This is a genomic window from Pseudomonas sp. fls2-241-TYG-175 (genome assembly GCF_030209155.1).
GTDB classification, from domain to species: Bacteria; Pseudomonadota; Gammaproteobacteria; order Pseudomonadales; family Pseudomonadaceae; genus Aquipseudomonas; species Aquipseudomonas viridiflava.
Genome location: NZ_JARVSO010000025.1, coordinates 36,955 through 57,574, shown reverse-complemented (window position 1 = coordinate 57,574; position 20,620 = coordinate 36,955). Strand labels below are relative to the sequence as shown.

The 20,620-nt window shown below is 57.9% G+C and carries 14 protein-coding genes; all 14 read right to left on the bottom strand.

Going from position 1 to position 20,620, the window contains the following annotated elements:
- Position 1: 1 nt before the first annotated feature.
- The 14 genes from fliE to flgK all read right to left on the bottom strand — a co-directional run bounded on the left by fliE (position 2) and on the right by flgK (position 20,619).
- Complete coding sequence (fliE, locus tag QRN20_RS18100) at positions 2-331, bottom strand: flagellar hook-basal body complex protein FliE (RefSeq protein WP_004880750.1); 330 nt, start codon at positions 329-331, stop codon at positions 2-4.
- A 253-nt stretch (positions 332-584) separates the two neighbouring features.
- The gene (locus QRN20_RS18095; RefSeq protein WP_122429100.1) at positions 585-2,000 is read right to left on the bottom strand and encodes a sigma-54-dependent transcriptional regulator; all 1,416 of its coding nucleotides are present in this window, start codon (positions 1,998-2,000) and stop codon (positions 585-587) included.
- Positions 2,000-3,214 (bottom strand): sensor histidine kinase, encoded by a 1,215-nt coding sequence (locus tag QRN20_RS18090; RefSeq protein ID WP_122407473.1) that lies wholly within the window; start codon positions 3,212-3,214, stop codon positions 2,000-2,002. Before QRN20_RS18090 ends, QRN20_RS18095 begins: the two co-directional genes overlap by 1 nt.
- A gap of 122 nt (positions 3,215-3,336) precedes the next feature.
- Entirely contained in the window at positions 3,337-4,812 is a 1,476-nt protein-coding gene (fleQ, locus tag QRN20_RS18085; RefSeq protein WP_025995203.1) for a transcriptional regulator FleQ, read from the bottom strand.
- Between the two features lie 178 nt (positions 4,813-4,990).
- A complete protein-coding gene (fliT, locus tag QRN20_RS18080) occupies positions 4,991-5,287 on the bottom strand; it encodes a flagellar protein FliT (RefSeq protein ID WP_004880742.1) in 297 nt (98 codons plus the stop codon).
- 28 nt (positions 5,288-5,315) lie between these two features.
- Positions 5,316-5,711 (bottom strand): flagellar export chaperone FliS, encoded by a 396-nt coding sequence (gene fliS, locus QRN20_RS18075; protein WP_025995202.1) that lies wholly within the window; start codon positions 5,709-5,711, stop codon positions 5,316-5,318.
- A gap of 130 nt (positions 5,712-5,841) precedes the next feature.
- Positions 5,842-7,302: a flagellar filament capping protein FliD gene (gene fliD, locus QRN20_RS18070; protein WP_029242795.1), complete on the bottom strand. Its 1,461-nt coding sequence runs from the start codon at positions 7,300-7,302 to the stop codon at positions 5,842-5,844.
- 79 nt (positions 7,303-7,381) lie between these two features.
- Positions 7,382-7,774, bottom strand: a complete 393-nt coding sequence (locus tag QRN20_RS18065) for a flagellar protein FlaG (protein ID WP_025995200.1) — start codon at positions 7,772-7,774, stop codon at positions 7,382-7,384.
- A gap of 72 nt (positions 7,775-7,846) precedes the next feature.
- Complete coding sequence (locus tag QRN20_RS18060) at positions 7,847-8,695, bottom strand: flagellin domain-containing protein (RefSeq protein WP_025995199.1); 849 nt, start codon at positions 8,693-8,695, stop codon at positions 7,847-7,849.
- A 319-nt stretch (positions 8,696-9,014) separates the two neighbouring features.
- Positions 9,015-9,941 carry a ketoacyl-ACP synthase III gene (locus QRN20_RS18055; protein WP_029242794.1) on the bottom strand — a complete coding sequence of 309 codons (927 nt, stop codon included), beginning with the start codon at positions 9,939-9,941 and terminating at the stop codon, positions 9,015-9,017.
- 296 nt (positions 9,942-10,237) lie between these two features.
- Positions 10,238-13,141: a glycosyltransferase family 2 protein gene (locus QRN20_RS18050; protein ID WP_122418634.1), complete on the bottom strand. Its 2,904-nt coding sequence runs from the start codon at positions 13,139-13,141 to the stop codon at positions 10,238-10,240.
- A 141-nt stretch (positions 13,142-13,282) separates the two neighbouring features.
- A complete protein-coding gene (locus tag QRN20_RS18045) occupies positions 13,283-16,864 on the bottom strand; it encodes a glycosyltransferase (protein WP_029242792.1) in 3,582 nt (1,193 codons plus the stop codon).
- 88 nt (positions 16,865-16,952) lie between these two features.
- Complete coding sequence (locus tag QRN20_RS18040) at positions 16,953-18,545, bottom strand: flagellar hook-associated protein 3 (RefSeq protein ID WP_029242791.1); 1,593 nt, start codon at positions 18,543-18,545, stop codon at positions 16,953-16,955.
- Between the two features lie 13 nt (positions 18,546-18,558).
- On the bottom strand, positions 18,559-20,619 hold the full coding sequence (gene flgK / locus QRN20_RS18035; RefSeq protein ID WP_285360903.1) for a flagellar hook-associated protein FlgK: 2,061 nt from the start codon (positions 20,617-20,619) through the stop codon (positions 18,559-18,561).
- Position 20,620: the final 1 nt, after the last annotated feature.

Below are 20,620 nucleotides of genomic sequence, written 5' to 3'. Positions count from 1 at the left end.
CTTAAACCGGCATCTGCATGATGTCTTGATAAGCCTGAACCAGTTTGTTGCGAACCTGGGTCAAGGCCTGAAACGACACACTGGCTTTCTGCGAGGAAATCATGACGTCAGTCAGATCCACACCGCTCTTGCCGATTTCGAACGCGTTGGCCAGCTGGCTGGAGGCCTGCTGAGTCGACGCAACCTTGTTGACGGCCTGGCCAAGCATATCGGCAAAACTGCTGGCACCTGCTTCCTGAGGACCGGACACAGGCTTGGGTGCGGCCATTGCATCCATCTGCATGGCACGCATATCCAACATCAAGCGATTAAATTCAATACCTTGGCTCATGGACATTTTCTCTCGTAAGGCCCGCAAATTTTTGACACTGATTCAGCGGATACAGATGACTTAGCAACAACGGTGCCAGCTAGACGGCGGCAATATGCCACACCACCTTCGAATATCATGTCGATTCAGACGCCATCACCGGCACAACCCCCACCGGACAAGGCCTCCGGGCCTCCCGTATTGCATTCGTCATACGAAGAATCAAATACACCAGATCACGACCACTGGTCTGCAGCTGGCTGGACGGTGGCCGTCAGGTCGCAAACAGATAGCCTTCCACATCCATACCGGCGTCACGCATCTGCGCCAGCTTGTAACGCAGCGTTCGCGGGCTGATACCCAGCCGCTCGGCAGCTTCCTTGCGACGACCGCGCTCGGCGCGCAGCGTGTCGATGATCATCTGAAACTCTCGACGCCTGAGGTCATCCCCCAGCGCACCTGCGGACTCTGAACCGCCAGCGACCACGGCATTATCCGCCACTGACGTGACAGGCATGTGTGGCGCGGGCAACTGGACCACGGGAGCAGGAACGCTGCCCACCGGGCCGGCGAGGCAGAAATCCTGCGCCTGAATCACGCCGCCCTGCTGCAGGATCAGCGCGCGCTGCACGGCATTGTCCAGCTCACGCACATTGCCCGGCCATGGATAACTGACCAGACAAGCCTGCGCTTCAGCTGAAAGACGAACCGGCGCATGCTTCATTTTATTGACGTGCTTGGCCAGAAGACGCTCGGCCAACGGCAAAATATCGGCAGTCCTTTGACGCAATGCCTGCCAGGCCAGCGGAAACACCGACAGCCGATAAAACAGATCCTCACGGAAGCGCCCCGCCGCCACTTCTCCGGCCAGATCACGGTTGGTGGTCGCCAGCACACGAATATCAAGAATGATGGGCTTGCGCGCACCGACCCTCTCAACCTCGCGTTCTTGCAGCACGCGCAACAACTTGGCCTGCAGGCCCATGGGCATTTCGGAAATCTCGTCGAGCAGAATCGTGCCGCCATCGGCCTGTTCGAACTTGCCCGCCTGCGCCGCAATGGCCCCTGTAAATGAGCCTTTCTCGTGACCGAACAGCGTGGCCTCGAGCATGTTGTCGGGAATCGCTGCGCAGTTGATCGCAATGAAAGGCTTATCGGCACGCGGCGAGTTTTGATGAATGTATCGGGCCAGAACTTCCTTGCCGGTCCCGGACTCGCCGGAAATCAGCACCGTGGAGTCGCTTTTCGCCACTCGACTGGCCAGATTGAGCAGTTGAATGCTTGCAGGCTCGACGGCAATCGGCCCCTCGCCTTCGGCCGGACCGAGACGCCCCAGCGCATGGCGCGCGACCAGCGCCAGCAGCGCCTTGGGCTCGAAAGGCTTGACCAGGTAATCCGCAGCGCCCTGTCGCATCGCATCGACGGCACGCTCGACAGCGCCGTGCGCCGTCATCAGCAGCACAGGTAACTGCGGATGACGATTGCGCAGCAAAGCCAGCAACTGATGGCCGTCCATGCCCGGCATGTTCACGTCACTGATCACCAGACTGAACGGCTCGGACTCTACCGCCAGCAAGGCTTCCTCAGCCGAACCGACCGCACGGTAGCCGTATCCGGCCAGCTCCAGGGTTTCCCCCAGCGCTTCGCGCAAGGAACGGTCGTCTTCGACCAGCAGCACCTTGATCGACATCAGCTTGCACTCACTGAGCTGGACGCAGGAATCAACGGCAGGCTGACAATGGCGCAAGTGCCGCGCCCGACACGGGAGCGATATTGCACGCCACCCTGATGCGCGCGAGTCACTGCCGTAACCACCGCAAGGCCAAGGCCGGTACCTGTGGTCTTGGTGGTGAAGAATGGCTCACCGATGCGAGCCAGCGCCGCCTGATCCATGCCACTGCCGTTGTCGCTGATGCACAGCCGCAACGTATTGCCGCGACTGTAGACATGCACCTTGAGACGCGTGCGCCCTGCACTGGCCTGCACCGCGTTTTCAACCAGATTGAGCAGTGCACCGACCAGCGTGTCGCGGTTACACAACAACTCACCGTCGACGCTGTCGCACTGCCAGCGAACCGCCACGCCCTGCAAATGGGTCGCCGCTGCGTTCTGAAGTGCCTGAAACAGCGCACCCGGCGCGATCCGGTCAGTCAGCGGCAGTTCGCCACGGGCGAACACCAGCATGTCACGCACCTGATGCTCGAGTTCATGCAAACGCTCCTTGAGTCGGCCCGCAAAACGCTGCTGGGTTTCCACCGGCAGTTCCTGCTCGGTCAAATGGCTGGCATAGATCATCGCAGCCGACAGCGGCGTGCGAATCTGATGCGCCAGCGAGGCAACCATCCGCCCCAGAGAAGAAAGACGCTCGTGGCGAGCCAGCTGCTCCTGCAGGCGACGGGTTTCAGTCAGGTCGTTAAGCAACACCAACTGGCCCGGCTCGGCATCCAGAGAGCGGGTAGAAATGGACAGACGACGGCCGTCCTTCAGCGATATCTCGTGCCCGTCATCTTCACGCGGAGCGAAGCAGCGACTGATCACATGCCGCCACAGCATGCCCAGCAACGGCTGACCCAGCAGATCGATTGCAGCAGGGTTGGCCTCGCGGACCACACCCATGCCGTCAATGACGATCACGCCACCGGGCAGCAAATCAAGCAGGTTCTGCAGGCGGTTGGCCAGGCGCTCTTTTTCTGCCAGCTCCTGAATACGCTGAACACCGGCCTGCGCCAGCTCACCCTTGAGTTCAGTCACGCGTGCTTCCAGATGTCCGTAGGAATCGGTCAATTGTGCCGACATCTGGTTGAACAGCGAAAACGCCTGTTCCAGCCCGTGACGGCTTTCCAGCTCAAGAGCGGGAAACGGCTGGACAGACAGTTCGGAAGTCATGTGGGCGGCGTTGGACATAAATCATCTCTCGCGTGGCGGACCGTCAGTAAACGGTGTGTTGAGAGAGACTTAGCAATCCTCGTGCCGAAAAAAAACCCCTGAAAATTCAGAGGTTTGATTTTTGGCCGTTCGAGCAGGCGTCAATCCTCCGCCTGTTCGTCTCCTTCCCGACGGCTCATGCCGTACTTGCGCATCTTCTCGACCAGCGTCGTGCGACGGATCCGCAGACGCTCGGCGGCACGGGCAACGATGCCGTTGGCATCATCCAGCGCCTGCTGAATAAGCCCCTGCTCGAGACCACCCAGGTAGTCTTTCAGATCGAGCCCTTCAGGCGGCAACAGCGCACCGGAGGCGAAGTTTGGCGTATGACCGTTGATGGCGACACGCTCTTCGATCTCGCTGCGCAGGCTGTCAACCATCTGCTCGTCTTCGTCGTCGACATAGCGAAACTTCTTCGGCAATTCTGCAACACCGATCACACCGTACGGGTGCATGATCGCCATGCGCTCCACCAGGTTGGCCAGCTCGCGAACGTTGCCCGGCCAGGCATGACGGCAGAGCGACATGATGGCCGCCGAGTTGAAACGGATAGAGCCGCGCTTTTCGTGTTCCATGCGCGAGATCAGTTCGTTCATCAGCAGCGGAATGTCTTCGACGCGCTCACGCAGCGGCGCCATCTCGATCGGGAACACGTTCAGACGATAATAAAGGTCTTCACGGAAGCTGCCGATCTCGATCATGTTTTCGAGATTCTTGTGCGTAGCGGCAATGATGCGCACATCAATACTCTGGGTCTTGTTACTGCCAACGCGCTCAAAGGTGCGTTCCTGCAGCACGCGCAGCAATTTGACCTGCATCGGCAGGGGCATGTCGCCGATCTCATCCAGAAACAGAGTGCCGCCATTGGCCAGTTCAAAGCGCCCGGCACGACTGGTGATCGCTCCGGTAAAAGCGCCCTTCTCGTGACCGAACAATTCGCTTTCCAGCAATTCAGCCGGAATCGCACCGCAGTTGACGGGCACGAACGGCGCGTCGCGGCGTTTGGAGTGGTAATGCAGGTTACGGGCAACAACTTCCTTGCCGGTGCCGGACTCGCCCAGGATCAGAACACTGGCGTCGGTGTCGGCCACCTGCTGCATCATCTGCCGCACATGCTGGATCGCACGGCTGGTACCGACGAGGCTGCGGAACAGGTTCGGTTCGCGATGACGACCACGCTCACGGGCCTGATCGTACATTTCACGATAGACCTGGGCACGGTGCAGGGAATCCAGCAGTTTGCTGTAGCTGGGCGGCATTTCCAGCGCAGACAGCACGCGCCTGCGCATGTCTTCCGGAAGCTCGACGGAAGAACTTTCGCCCAAAAGCAGGACAGGAAGGAACTCATCCCATGCGGCGATGGTCTTAAGCAGTCCTTGAAGGCTGCCCGGGGCGTTTACGTTGCCGATCAGCACGCAAAGCACTTCCCGCGTAGACCCTAACGAGCCTACGACCTGCTGCCAGTCTTGACTGGAACAGGAAAGATTTTCTTCGCCAAGGAAGTTCAGGATAACCGCCAGATCCCGGCGGCGCTGGCTATCGTCATCGATTAGCAGAATCTTGATTTCACGCCACATGCAATAGCAACTTCCCTAGTCAACTCAATGCCCATGATTGGGGGGCAGCTTGGCCGCTCAGCCGATATAAACGATGAGACGCCAGAAAATAGTAAACATCACTAGTTAAGTCAAAAAAACGTACACAGTCAAATTTATGGCGAACTTCCTGTCGGATAATTAAAACGACAAATAAAAGCTAGCCGAAGAGATGATAGACCTTCGTTGCGTTTTTCGCATTCTGGATTTGTGCCATTTCATCGACGATTGCTTGACGCTCGCCGGTTGCGACGTCAATCAATTGCCTGTAGACCCCTAAAAGCTCTTCCAGGTTGCTGCGCAGGGCGGGCTCGTCATCAGGCGAATGGCCGACCACCGCATCGACACATTCACGGCACGCCAGGTCAAGCTTGCCGATGGCCTCCCAGTCGCGCTCAGCCAGTGCCCCGACCAAGGCCTCACGGGTTTCTTCGATTCGCTTGAGTGCAGCACTCATGATGTCTCTCTCCTAAGGCAGCCGGGCCTTATTGCGATTGCGTGGCGCCGATGGCGTCCCAGCCTTCCTTGACCGTGATCAACAGACCTGCCACTTCATCGAGCATTTTCTGATCGTTGTGCGCATTGGCTTCAGCGAGACGCGTCATCATGTAGTGATACAGCTTGTCCTGCCTGATCAGTGCTTCGGTCGGCTCTTTTTCAAGATCCAGACCATCACGCAGGCCGCCTACAATGCCGATGGCCTTGCTGATGAAGATGCCCTTGTTAGCGATTTCCTTGCGTGACATCGCGCCCTTGGCCTGGGCAATGCGATCCAGACCGCCCTCCATCAACATCTGAACCAGACGGTGTGGGCTGGCTTCCGAGGTCTGTGCCTGGGAACCAATCTTCTGATACTGCCGCAACGCTAACATCGGATTCATAGGGGGCCTCATGATAAATCCAGATTACTCATATTCAAGCTATCGACGCAGCGCGAAAAAACTTTAGCCCAAAAACAACAACCCGACACAGGGTCGGGTTGTTGGCAAGCACAATAATCGGCAAATGGAACTACGAATTGTTCTTTTGCGCATTCATGGCTGCAAATATCGACGTGATGCTGCTCGCTGTTGCCTTGAGCTGCCCCACTACCAGATCCATCGCGTTGTACTTCTTGGTCAGGGTCTGAGTGAGGGTGTCGATACGACGGTCCAGGTCAGCCTGATCTTTGGTCAGTTGCTTCTGCACCGCCGTCAGGCTGGTCGTTTTGCTCGGCAGAATCCCCTTGCCAGGTTCATTGTAGGGGAGGACCGCTTTGCCCAGACGACTCAGCAGACCACCTTCACCTGTGAAGAGCGCCTGGATCTGGCTACCCATCTTCTTGTCACTCAACGCCGCCGTGAACTTGGTCGAGTCCAGAGACAATGTGCCGTCGGTCTGCTGCGTCTGGATACCCAACTGAGCGAGAGAGCCAAGACCTGAAGTCGAGGTCGAGGTAGCGATCTGTGTACGGATCACTGCCAGCAGCGAGCGAGGCGTCGCGTCGCCAGTCAGCGGAGCGGGTACGAACACATCCTTGCCGGCAGCATCCTTGCCCGTAGACCCCTTGGTAAGCGTCGCGACAAGCTTGACCAACGTGTTATAGGAATCCACAAAACTTTGCAGAGAAGCCTTCAGACCATCCGTGTTGGTTGCCACGGTAACGGTGGTGGTGGCGCCTAGTGCACTCGGCGCAACCAGGTCAAAGGTGATGCCGGAAATCGCGCCACTTACCTTGTTCGTCTTACTGGTCAGACTGAGACCGTCAACGGTGAACTCTGCGTCTCCCGCCAGTTCAGAAATCGCGCCCGCGCCTCCGATCACTTTGCCGTTGGCATCGGTGGTAGCGGTCTCCGACATTTTCTTTGTGCCATCGATATTGAACATTTCCAGACCGGAACTGGCCTCTACCGAGATGTCACTGCCGCTGCCGGTTGTGGTCGAACTGAACACCAGACGCGCACCGCTGGTGTCGTTGATGATGTTCGCGGTAATGCCCTTGCCTTGAAGCGTGGAGTTGATCTTGTCGCGTGCCTGCTCCAGCGTCGAGCCCTGGTCGATCGAGACCTCCTGAGCAACGCCATTCTGAGTGATTTTCAGGGTACCACTCGGAATGGCACTGGTCTGGGCAGCCGTCAATGCTGCAGTCGCGACCTTGGAAGGAGTCGCCAGCTTGGTGACACCGATAGCGTAAGAACCGTTGACTGCGTTGTTGCCCGCCGTTGCCTTCACGACCTTTTCATCGGCCGAGGTCGCCGCGAAGCCATTGAACGCAAGCGTTGTGGTGCTGTTGAGCGTGTCCATGGTTTTCTGGAACGCAGCCAGCGCAGACGACAACTGACCGACACCCGACAGCGAGGCCGAGGTAGCGGAAGTCTGTTTGTCTATCTGGGTCTGCTTGGGGGCTTTCTCGGCACCCACCAGCCCTTTGACGATTTCACCGATATTAAGACCCGAACCCACGCCTACTGTCGAGGTAATTGGACTTGCCATTTCGCTTCTCCTTCTCGTGTGTCACCGGGCTTCGAGGCATTTGACCCTCCAAACCCTGCAACAATAACCTTACCGGTGGTCAGGCCTTGGCGCGGAACAACAAACTGTTCGCGTCACTCAGGCTATCGGCCAGTTTCAGGATTTCTGCATTCGGAATCTGCCGGATCACTTCACCAGAGTCACTTGCAATGACTTTGACGATGACTTTGCCAGAACCTTCATCGATCGAAAACTCAAGATTGCGTTTGACCGAATGAAAAAATTTCTGGATTTCGTCCGCCGCGGCCCTGACTTTAGTCTCCTCCTGAGCATCATCCTTCTTATGATCCAGCTCTTTGCTTTCATCCGAAGCGGCAACCCGCTCCACCGACTTGACGTCGGCAGGCTTATCAACAGACTTGTCCGTGGCCGGAGCCGGACTCGTCGGTTGAGTGGCCGGATAGGACACGTTCAGCTTTACACTCATCTCCATGACCATCACCTCCGAAAGCAAAAAAGCGAGAGAGCGCGATTACGCACTCCCCCGCCAAAACTCATGCCGATATTACTGAAGCAGTTTCAGTACAGCGGATGGCAGCTGGTTGGCCTGAGACAGGATCGAAGTCGAAGCCTGTTGCAGAGTCTGCTGCTTGGTCAATTGTGCAGTTTCAGCAGCGAAGTCGGTGTCTTGCAGACGACCCAGTGCAGCACTGGCGTTTTCGTTGATGTTCTGCAGGTTGGAGATGGTGGTGGTCAGACGGTTTTGTGCAGCACCGAGATCAGCACGGCTAGACGAGATGGTCTGCAGAGCGGAGTCGATTGCAGTGATTGCAGCAGAGAAGGCGGCTTCTGAAGCAGCACTGTCCGAACCGACGATGCTGATGGCCGAACCAACGCCCAGGGTTTCTGCGTCAAAGCTTGCGCTCAGGGTCAGAGTGATCTGGTTGGAGGTACCGGTGTTGGCGCCGACCTGGAAAGTCATGGTGCTGGCAGAACCGTCAAGCAGGTTCTTGCCGTTCAGGTTGGTACTGGCCGAGATACGAGTCAATTCAGAGCTCATCGCTGTGAATTCTTTGTTCAAGGCAGTACGGTCGACTGCGCTGTTGCTGTCGTTACGCGACTGAACTGCCAGTTCACGCATACGCTGCAGGATCGATACGGACTCTTGCAGAGCGCCTTCAGCAGTCTGAGCCAGGGACATACCGTCGTTGGCGTTCTGGATCGCTACGGTCTGACCACGAACCTGCGAGTTGATCGAAGCGATGGTGCTCAAAACACCCACGTTGTCACGGGCGTTCTGTACTTTCAGGCCCGACGACAGGCGGGACATCGAAGTGGACAGTGCGTCAGAGGCGCGGTTCAGGTTCTTTTGAACGGCCAACGACGTAACGTTGGTATTTACTGTTAAAGCCATGATGAATTCCTCGTGGGTTGTGTACTACGTGGCTTCCGGCCCCTGCAAGCGCCGGGTATGCCTAGAGAACCTTCGTAATAGTTATCGTCGCGATGGCAGGTTGCTTGAGTGTTTTTTTCAAAAATTTTGCTAGCAGTCTGCCACCCCTTATAAAACAAGGGCTTGAAGCGCGCACAACACAGAAAAGAGGATCTTCAACAGGCCGGGACAGCGCTGTTGGATTGACAAAAACGGTGACAGCAGATTTTTGTAACCGTTTTATCCAGACTAAAACGCCCACAACTAACGTCGCAGGCGTTTTATTTCAGACCGCCGACAATCAGCCCCTGTAAATAATTGCCGAGCCCCAGGACAAACCGACACCAAAGCCACTCAGCGCCACACGGTTCCAGGAAGAATCGAGTACGTGCTTTTCTATCAGCAGGGGAATACTGGACGACACGGTATTACCGGTCTCGACCATGTCCTTGAGAAACTTCTCCGGTTTGTCCTCAAAACGACGCGCCACGGCGTCCACGATGGCAGCGCTGCCCTGATGGATACAGAAAGCATCGATGTCATCAGGCTGCAGACCGGACTCGCCCAGCAGCTCGTGCAGGTGAGCAGGCACTTTGAGCAGTGCAAAGTTGAACACCTGACGACCGTTCATGAAGAACACGCCGTTACTGACCTTCAGGTGCGGCGCACCGGAACCGTCCGTACCGAACTTCGCCTTGCCCAGTTGCCACTCAGCGCCCTCACCCATCCAGGTGGCGGTGGCCGCGTCACCGAACAGCATGGTGGTGTTGCGGTCTTCAGGGTCGACAATCTTCGAGTAAGGGTCGGCCGTGATCAGCAGACCGTTTTTCAAGCCAGCCGCTTCCATGAAGCCCTTGATCGCATAGATACCGTAGACATAGCCGGAGCAGCCCAGCGAAATATCGAACGCAGCGACGTTGGTCGACAGCCCCAGCTTGTCCTGGACGATGGCAGCAGTGTGCGGCAGCCCTTCTTCATCACCGTTCTGGGTGACGACGATCAGTACATCGACTTCTTCGCGCTTGAGTTGAGGATTGCTGGCAAACAGCTTGTTGGCCGCTTCGACACACAAATCCGAGGTTTCCTGACCGTCTGCCTTGCGCGGCAGGAACGTGGAGCCAATCTTCCCGAGGATGAAGTCTTCATCCTTGCCGAAGCTGGCACCTTGAGCGTAGTTATCGACGCCTTCAGCGGGCACGTAACTCGCTATGCTTTTTATGCCAATCATCATGGCTTCCCGATTAGTAAACAGGTAAATGTTCGTCCCAAAGAAATCAGGGCGCTACCGAATAGAGGCGAATTGCGGACATTTTCAGGGCGCATGACACATTAAGGCAAGTCAGGCGCTTGTCACTCGCTGTAAAACATTACAGTGGAGATGCACTTTATGACCCACAGGTCACTTGAATGTGACTGCTTTGCGATTCTGGGTGAGGAAAAAACAGGGCCGTGAGGCCCTTGCGATGTGGTGTAAGGAGCGATCCGGCTGACTGGCAGCCGGATTTTCCTCAAAAACAGACGGGATTAGAGAGACGCGAGGGTAAACGCTGTGCCCTTCAAGGACAGATTGGCGTTGTAGGCTTCATCCTGAGAGAACTGTGCTGACCATTTGCCGATCAACGCATCGCTCGCAGACTCAGGTGCATCGATCCTTCCGGAATGGATAACCTGAACATGCGGTGTCCAGACCGTCAGATACCCCGCCTGGCCTGCCTTCAGACACAGATCGACATCGCCCAGCGCCTCGGCGAACGGCCCTTCGTCCAGACCGCCGACATCATCGAACAGCGCCTTGCCAATCATTAGGCAGGCCGATGAAACCGCCGAATAGTTCTGCTCGACGACCAGACGCTGCATGTAACCCCGGGATCTTTTCGATTCACCCACAAAGCCTGATCCCACTGCACCGTTTAGCCCGAGAACCAGACCTGCCTGCGTGATGGTGCCGTCCTTTTCAATAAGCCGGACACCGACAACGCCAACCTCGGGGCGCTGGGCCTGGTTGAGCAATGACTCAATCCAGCCGACATTGACGATCTGACTCTCGGCATCCAGCAGAATCAGGTATTCGCCCTTGGCTTCCTGGCTGACGAGATTGCGCAGTACCGAGATACTCACGCGCTGTTCGGCCTTGAATACGCGGACACGGCTGGAGAGCTTCTCCTGCTGATCAAGCCAGGCGGTCAGTTCGGAGGACGAGCTCTGGTTGTCGGCGATCAGGACTTCATAACGCTGATAGCGGGTGCGCTGCAGAATGCTTTGCAGGCATCGCTGCAGCTCGGGCAGGTTGTCCTGACTGTGCAACAGGATCGAGACCATTGGCCGGTGACTGTGGCGATAGTCGATCTTGTAGGTGCCAGGCAGCGCTGAACCGACTTCGGCCTGATAACCGCGATGGCTCAGATGACGAGTCAAGGCCTTCTGCTCATCCGGGTTGTCTTCAAGCTCCGGCGCCTCGCAAATCAACAGTGGCTCGCTGAGATGAGCCAGACCGCTCATGCCGCCCTGCTCGATCAGACGCAGCAGCAGGTCGAATTCCAGCGCTTTCGGAAACTCCCGGGCATAACCGCCCACCTCGACCAGCAGGTCGCGGCGAATCAGCCAGTGACGCGCCATGAGGGCTGGCACACTTTGCAGCAAATCAAGATTGAAGCCTGGACGAAACAGCGGCGCCAGCGTGCCATTGGGCTGACGTTGAATCTCGTCCACGGCAACAGCCCGACAGTGCGATGCATCGAGCAATTGGGCGCTGGCCAGCAACAGACCGCTGCGGGTGAACTCGTCACCGGCCTGCGCCAGCATCAACCAGTCACTGGGCGACTGCTTGAGGACCTGATTGATTCTGTCAACGTAGTTGGCCTCGGTGACCTTCACGAAATGCAGGGTGTTTTGCAGTGTCGTCGCTGCAGGCAGCTCGCCCGTGGTGAATACAATCACCTTGAACGACCGGTAATGGCCGTTCATCAGGCTGTCGAATGTCGCCTGCAACTTGAAGACGTCAGCCTCCAGATCCAGCAACAGGATACCGATCTGCGATCCGGCAGGCTGTTTCGACAGGCGGGCCGTAAGCGTTTTCAATTGCGCAGGCTTCGGATCGCGCGAGTCCAGCCAGCTCAGCAGGCGCCCCGATTCCATGCGGTCGAGCAGCCGGCTGTTACTGTGACTGGAAACTGCGAGCAGACGCTGCGCCCAGGCAGAGATGTCCTCGGCTTCCCCGTCATCGTCTGCAGAGCCGGCAAGTTCTTTCGCCAATGCCTGAACGACATCAATGCTGAACGCGTACGTGGCATAGGCCTGCCACAACCGACTGATCCGCGTCTCCGTATCGGGGTTGCTCTGCGGGCGCAACAGCTCGAATTGTTTGAGCAGCGCAGCTTCAAGTCCTTCCATTTGCAGGCGACCTGCCGGGAAGACGTGAATCAGAAACTCGATTCGAGCCAACTCGTCAAAGAATGGCTGGTTATAGAACGGCAGATCGACAAACTGCCGAGGCTCGAAGTGCGCTTCTGAGCATGCAAGACCGACGTTCCATAGCGCGCTGAACAGTTTCTCATCCGCTTGCCACGGCTGGGTTTCAAGACCGTCCGCTGCGGCTTGAAGCCCCTCGAGAACGGTTTGAACGCCTGGCTCCCCTACAAGACCGGACGCGTCGTCCATTGCCGATATCAGGGTGTGGGCGAATGCTTCACGCGCGGCGCGGGCCTTGGGGTCGATATGCTTGACCGCGCCCGAGACGGCACCGCCCAGACGTGTCTGCGCGTCCTTGTCCAACGCATGATGCAGCGCATAGGGGATTGGCAATATGCGCAGTTTTGCGGCGGCTGCCAAATAAGTCATGTAGCCGAGTTCCTGCCAGTGCAACTCGGTCTGCTCTGTCACCGTGGAAAACCAGCGACGAGCCAGTTCGGTACGGGTCACGGCGTTGAGCAACGAGATCCCCTGCCCCAAAAAGCTCAATAACCGTTCTGCGGATGACTCGCTGGCATAATCCTCGGCGATCCGGCGATCCCGGCGCATGTAATCCACCTGACCGACCAATGCCTGATAGCTCAGGCTGTAGCCCTGACAGGCGCCGTACGACTCGTTGTTTTCCAGAAAGCTCAGCGCCTCGACCACGGCGTCGGGCAACAGAAAACTGTCGACACTGGCGTACGCCACGAACGGCGTGGTCACGTGCCGAAGGCCTTCGGCCAAAACGGCGTTCAAGCCTTTTTCGGCAAACGCTGCAGCGTGCACGTAGTGCAAGTCCGCAATCGCGGCGATTCCCGCAGCCGGTTCCGGCGAGGTATCCACAAGGACGACGCTGCACGGAAAACTGCCGTAGTACTTCAACGCTCGACGCAGGAAATCCGGCTGGTCCTGATTCAGCAACAGCAGGGTCAGACGCTGATTCAAGGGTGTGGCTTCATTCCCGAAGTGGCTTTGCATACTCTTTCCTATAGCGAACCGATAACACCCTCAACCCGGTCCGAGCCGGCATTGAAGCAAGAACAGAACATAGCAGCTTCAGCATCCCGGACCGACTCCGGTCCGGTTTCCGAGCCGTGCGCGAGCTCAACAGATAAAGCGTCAGTCCGGCAGCCAGCCGTTGGCCCAGTATTGCAGGTTGTCCCCGCGCAACATGAAGTCACGCAGCACGGTTTCGCGCAACTCATCCCCCATACGGTAACTGGCATTGGGGTCGGACAAATGCATGCGAATCGCCTGCAGCCACTCTTCAGGGCTGTTGGTGAGTACGCGGGTAGCCGGTAAATGACCACGGTAGGCTTCTGTATCCGAACAGATCACTGGATAGCCGCACGCGCCGTACTCCAATAGCCGCAAATTGCTCTTGCAGTCATTGAAGATGTGAAATTCCAGCGGAGCCAGGGCCAGGTCCAGATTAAGACTGGCCAGCTTGGCCGGGTACGTACTCAGACTGACGCCTGGGTGATACTCATGGATATAGGGCCTGAGCAAGTCGGGGCACATGCCGAAGAGCACCCATTCGACTTCATCGGCCAATTCACGCACCACATCGACAATCAGCTCCAGATCACCGCGGTGACTGGTTCCGCCGCCCCAGCCGATGCGAGGTTTGCCGGACGTACGACGCTTGCTTTTCAGCCCGCTCCACAGATGCGGGGCCAGCATGTTCGGTACCACGCGAATATCGCTGTGCATGCTGGACAGCGCCTGAGCCAGCGGATGAGTCGACACCACCACGCGATCACACAGCCCAATGCCCTTACGCAACATCTGACCAATGTTGTCAGGCATGTTGCGCCGATGCTCGTTAAGCAGCGGAACGTCGGCGATGTAGTCATCCAGCTCGAAAATGCGCATTGCATTCGAGAAATTTTTCACCTGAATGATGTCGGGAATCTTGGCCTCGCTGTAACGCCCTTGAAGGATCACCACATCCGGGGACATGCGCTCGACCTCGACAATCGACGGCGAGTGATACGCCAGACTGCCCAGCACGCGTCCAGCGGCCTTCAATTCGATCAGAGGCTGGCTGACCCGGTAGTGCCCCACTGCTGACGAATTGACGATCATGCCCAGAATGGTCGGCAGATGCCGAGCGCAGAACGGGTTCCAGCCATCCAGCAGACCAGGTTCCAGATCGAAGGATAGCGCTTCATGGAGACTCAGATTGGGGTTGTAGGCCGGGTCACGGGCGATCGCCGGCAGCCACCTCTGGTAGAAAGCGTTCTGCTCGTCTTCAAGCGCTTTTTTCGACGCATCGGAACGCACAGCGGCAGCAGGTTCGGCCAATACGACCGTCGAATCGGGCGTGCCGACTATCAGGTAGCCGCTGCGTCCGACGCGCATGCACAGATCAAGATCCTGCAAGCCTTGGGTGAAGGTTGGCGCCTCCAAACCATCAAGGCTCTGGAATACGTCCTTGCGCACCATCAGGCAATTACCGCTGACTGCACTCCAGTTCTGCGTCACTTGCAGCCGCTGCATATAGCTGTTCGAGCCCGCGTGGAAATTGAAGAATGGTCTGCCAGCCACGCCTTCCATCCCCAGCACCATCCCTGCGTACAGCACATTGCCTTGCGGGTTGATGATTCTAGGGCCGACGATACCAACCTCGGGACGCTGAGCATGATTGAGCAGGGTTTCCAGCCAGTCGGCCTGATGGATGATCGAGTGAGGGCTGAGCATGACCAGATAGTCACCACGCGCTTCGCGCGCCGCCAGGTTCTGCGCGGTGGCCTCGCTGCCGGTTTCAGACAATGTGAAAATCCGTAGCTTCTCGGTGCCCAGTTGCCCCATCGCGGCAAACCAGGCTTGCGCTTCAGGGGTTTCACTGGCCTTATCAACGATCAACACTTCGTAATTCAGGTAGGACGTGTTGCTCAGCAGGCTGTCGACACAACGCTCCAGCGCCGCCAATTGGTCGTGCGTCGTGATAATGATCGATACCAGCGGCCGCTCTGGGTGCAGGTATTCGATGCGATTGATCAGCGACGACTGGTCATGATGGATCAGATGCTCTCGGCCAATGCGTGTCAGGTGAGCCGACACCAGCGGCTCACTCTTAATGATCACTTCAGGCAGCGACAGCCAGTCAGCGAACGCAAGCACTGATTCGACCTGAACTTCCGCGATGTGCTCGATGGTCTGCAACCCCGGGCCTTCCACCAGACGCCAGATCACGTCGTGGGGTGCCAGCTCTGCGTGCGCAGAGTCGAATCCGCCCATTGCCAGCAGGTTGCGTCGCTCGAAGGCGAGCGCGCGCCCGACATACGGATAGGCGCGCATCAGGTCCAGGTTGAATCCGGGCTTGAAAATAGGCTCGCCGGATTCGTCCTCGATGATCGCACCTTCGTCACTGTAGGCGCACAGCATGCCGGGGATGTGCGCAATGCGTTCGGCCAGCACCAACAGCGAAGTGGATGTCAGCCTGTCACCGGCACGCAGCAGGTACACCCAGTCGGCCTGCTCCAGCAACGGCAGCACGTCGTTCAACTGCTGCGCCTGATCAGGGTGCAAGGCAAAGCGCAGCACTTGCGGATCGTTGATGCTCGTTGCCGTGGTCAGCACCACAACGGCTTCAGCCGCGTAGTCCTGTTCGGCAATGCTGCGCAGCGTGATGTCGAGGTGCTCGGCACTGCCGTCGGCGTCAATGATCACCGGAACGATACGCGGCAGCCATGGCCAGCTTGCGATGCGCTGCTCAAGAAGCTTTTTCTGCGGTTTGCTGAACTGACGGCAGGATAGCCAATCCTCGTAAAGCTCGGCATAACTCTGACTTTCAGCGCCCACCCGGCTTCGCATGACGCCCTGCCGATTGGCCATGATGCCGTAAATACCAACCTCGTCCCACTCTTCGCGTGGCTCCTGCGAAGCCTTGCGCAGCGGCAGAAACCTTACCCACCCCTGGGCTGGTGCCTGCTCGCCACTGCGGGCCTTGAGCATTTCGGAAATCCAGCCCCATTCAGTCACTGCCAACTGATTCATTTCAGGCTGACGACTCAAACGCCCCGGATGCAGACGCTCTATATTTTCGATGCTGTGCAGCGTGACAAGATTGCCGCGGCGCAACAGGCAGATGAACAGCGTGAAATCCAGCGTTGCGATAAAACCCTCGCCGGGCTGCGCAATCGATGGCAGCAACTCCAGAACATCGGCCCTGCGCATCAGCGCACCGCTGAATCCACCCAGATAATTGCGCGGCGTGCGCTCGAAGATGGCCAGCATGTCATCGCCTTTGTACAAGGCGTCGTAAGGCACAAGCCCGACGTTTTCCATACGTGCCGGCAATATGTAACTATCGGCGTCCACCAGATGACGCCTGCCAACCACCAATTTCACATCGGCATTCGCCTCGAGCACCCGAGCCTGATTCAGCACGCAGTAGGCATAGAGCCTGTCGTCGTCACACAGAAACTTTATGTATTCGCCGCTGGCTTCTTCCAGGCAGCGAAGAATGTTGCGCTGAAAGCCAAGGCGCTGAGCGTTGCGCACGTAACGCGCCCGGCTGTCAGGCGCAGACGCCAACTCGTCAAAAATGGCTTTGATTTCGTCGGTCCGGCAGTCGTCGCAGACAATGATTTCCAGATTGTCATAGACCTGATCCAGCGCACTTTGCAGCGCCTGGCGGAAGAAGCGTGGATTGAAGGCGGGAATGACGACACTGACGAGGGGGACTGGATTCACTATTGCAGACTCGCGAGCGGCGGGAAGCGACCGTTCAAGTGGCTCCCCTCACCGCTGAAATAAAGACGGCGGATGCTCAACGCCAAGGTTACAGCTGGCTGAACAGGTTCAACTTGGACAACTGGACAAACACCTGCTGAGAGGCATCCAGCATGGTCTTCTGCAACGTCAGCCGTGTCGTGGCTTCAATGATGTCAGCGTTCACATAAGTGCCCTGCTCGACCGTGTTGTTGCCCTTGAGCAAATCATTCGTCGTACCCTGAGCCATCGCAGCAAGCTGACGCGCGCCGCCTGCCGCCGTCGCGGTCGAGACCTGCTCGATGCTGCTGCTCAGGTTACCCAGCGCCGACGTCAACGATGCATTGAGCTTTTGCGTTGCAACCAGATCGCCATCAGCCGGAGTACTCAATGCCTTGATGGCAGCCGTCAATGTGTTCAGCACGTTTTCAGTCTGACGGGTACCGGACTGAACGACGAACTGGTCACCTGCGGCCGGTGTGCCGTTGATTGCGAAATTGACCCCGGAAGCCTTGGCGTTGCCCCCAGCCATCGTCCCCGAAGAAACCGGCGTGCTGCTGCCGGTAATGGGCGAAGCATACAGTTCGTAATCAGTGGCACTGGTGAACCTGAGAATCGCGCCGCCGGTAGGGAATGTATTGTTGTACGCAGTCAGATCTGCAGCACTTGTGCCCACAGCCGAACTGCTCACAGTCGCGCTGGATGCGTTGCCGGGACTGCGGGTTGCATTGACGTTGTCCGGGGTCGACGCAAGGCTGTAGCTTCGATTGGTCATGGCGGCGTCTGCGGTGGCAGTCGTCGCCTTTTCCGCAGCAGACAGGTTGACGTTCAGGTTCATTTCCACACCACGGAATGTGAAGGTCTGAGCGCCAATACCGCCGCTGGTGTAGTTGCCTGCTGACGAAGCGTCTGTAGTGACGTCCTTGCCGGTGCCGTCGGTAATCCTGAATTGCGTACTGCTGGAGAACGTCAGCGTGTACGGCTCGCCACCCTGATAGGCAGAGTTGTAGACGCTGGTGGAGGTGACCAGGCCGCCGGACAGCACGACTTTGCCATCTTCCGTTGCGGGGGAAAGCCGCGTGGCGGACGTGCGCGTCGAGTTGATCGACAGCTCGAACGCCTCATAGCCAGTGGTATTGCTGGCCAACACCAGGCCATCACCCACAGAGAGGTTCATGCTGGTCTGGTCGCCGTTGTACACGTAAGTGCCGTCGGCAGACTCGGTATACGCGGGCGTCGACGACTTGGAACCGGAGAAAATGTACTGCCCGTTGCTGTCCTGACTGTTCATCAGGCCCAGCAGTTGGCTTTGATACTGCTTCAGTTCATTGGCGATGGCGACACGGCTCGCATCGGTGTACGTACCGTTGCCTGCCTTTACAATGGCCTCTCGAGCCAACTGCATGGTTCCGGTGATGTTGCTCATCGCCGTTTCGGAGTTGTCCACGTTGGTACTGATCGTGGCAATGTTCGATTCATACTGGGTCAGCATCGCATTCTGCTGAGTGAGCTGCAGAACGCGCGCAGCTCCTACCGGATCATCGCTCGCCGTGTTGAGCTTGATGCCGCTGGAGACTTCCTCGCCCGTCTTGATGACGTTCGAGTAGTTACGCTGATAGTTAGCGGTCGTGGATTCGTAGATCTGGGTGGTTGAAATACGCATGGCTCACGATTCCTTAAAGACTGTTGATCAGCGTGCTGAAAATGGTTTGGGCCGCCTTGATGATCTGCGAGGAGGCGGTGTAGTACTGCTGATACTTGATCAGGTTGGCCGCTTCTTCGTCCAGCGATACACCGGACACCGAGTCCCGTGCGGCCTTGGCCGTTGCCAGGACCGACTCGTTGGCCGTCACATCGCTCTTGGCCTGGGCGGTTCGCGTGCCGACCACCGAGACGATGTCTGCATAGGCACCGGAAAGGCTGGTGCCGACACTGCCACCCGTCACGCCTACCGATTTGGAGGTCTGCAGGTTGATCATCGCCAGCGCGTTGCGGTTATCGGAAGAACCTGCGCCCGTCAGACCGATGCTGAAGGTGTCATTGACAATCGGCGTTCCGGAAAGGGTCATCTCGACCTCGAACGCCGTCCGGGTATTGGGCGTCGTGGTCGTGTCGGTATAACCGACGGCGAGCTTGATCTGGTTGTTCTGGCCCTGAATGATCGAACCACCGACAGCGTTGCCATTCTGGTCGAGCACAGCGGCACCGGTTGCATCCACCAGCGAATAGCTCTGAACGCCTGTGGCACTGGCAGCACCCATCACCAGCTTCATGGGCGTGGTGGTTTTCAGCGCATTGCGCAGATCGGCGGTTTGCGCGGAGTTGTAGATATCGGACTTGGTGGCAACCACCGGCTGGGTAAAGCCGCCGGTACCGGAGTTGCTGGTACCCGCCGTTGCGGTCAGGGGCGCCGCTGCCGCAATGTCCTTGGGATCAGTCAACGCCACGGCGATACCCGAGGCACCGTTGCGGGTCGGCGTCACTTTGAAGATGTCGCCAGCAGCCACCGCATTGCCACTCAGGCTCATGCTGAAGCCTTCGAACTGCTTGGGCGGGTTGTCGCTCAACGCACCTGTACCCACGCTTTCGCCGTTGGGCAGGCGACGTATCGTGTAGTTGTTGGTGTCGCTGAACGTGACTTCGTAATCATCGGCGGTCAGCTTGCTGGTGTCTTTGATGGTGACGCCCAGGCTGCCGGAGCCGGTGCTGTTGTTGACGTTGCCGGTGCTGCGCTGAAGGATCGCATCAGCGCTGTTGATGCTGGTGTACAGACCTGAGCCGAAGTTGCCCTTGCTGTCGATGCCCTGGCTCATCTGGCTGTTCATCTGATCGGCCAGCACCATGGCCACACGCCCCAGCTCATTGGCCGCCGGAACCAGTATGTCGGCGCGATAACGCAGAAGACCGCCAATCGAACCACCACTCACGACCGAGGTAACGTCTGTCTTGGTCTGACCGTAAGTGATCTGCAGGTTGTACTGCAACGGATCGGCCGCGCTCGGCGACGCACTCATGGTGTAGGCGTTCGCACCACTGACCAGCGATTGTCCGGTGCCGGTGTAGACATCGTAGTTGCCGTTGTTTTCGACCACTTTGACGCCGACCAGCTCGTTGAGCTTGCGAACGGCTTCGTTGCGCGAGTCCAGCAACGAGTTGGGCGTGGTATTGCCTGCCGACGCCTGGGTGATCTGCTTGTTCAGACCGGCGATCTGCTTGGTCAGCTCGTTGGCCTGAAGCGTGAAGGTATTGAGCTGTGCGTTGACGTTATCGTTCTGCGAGGTCAACTGTGCAGCCACCGAGTTGAAGCGCCCGCTGACCGAGGTTGCCTGGGTCAAAAACGCCGAGCGGCTGGACGCCTGCGTGGCGCTGCTGGCGACGCTCTGCAACTTGGTGAAGAAATCTGTCATTTGCGCGGCAACGCCGGTCGTACTGTCGGACAACAGCTGATCGGTCTTGGTCGCCTGCCCGGAGTAAGCCGTGGCATCGGCCTTGAGCGCTGTACTGGATTGCAATTGGCTGTCTAGGTAGCTGTTGTAGATGCGACGCACGTCGGACAGCGTGGTGCCGGTGCCGATGTAGCCGACACCCAGACCGATGTTGATCTGTGCCGACGCCGTGGTCATCACCTGCTGACGCGAGTAACCGGCGGTATCCACGTTGGCCGTGTTGTTACCGATGGTGTTGATCGCGGCACTGCTGGCATTGATACCTGAGAGCCCAATTGAAATCAGCGACATG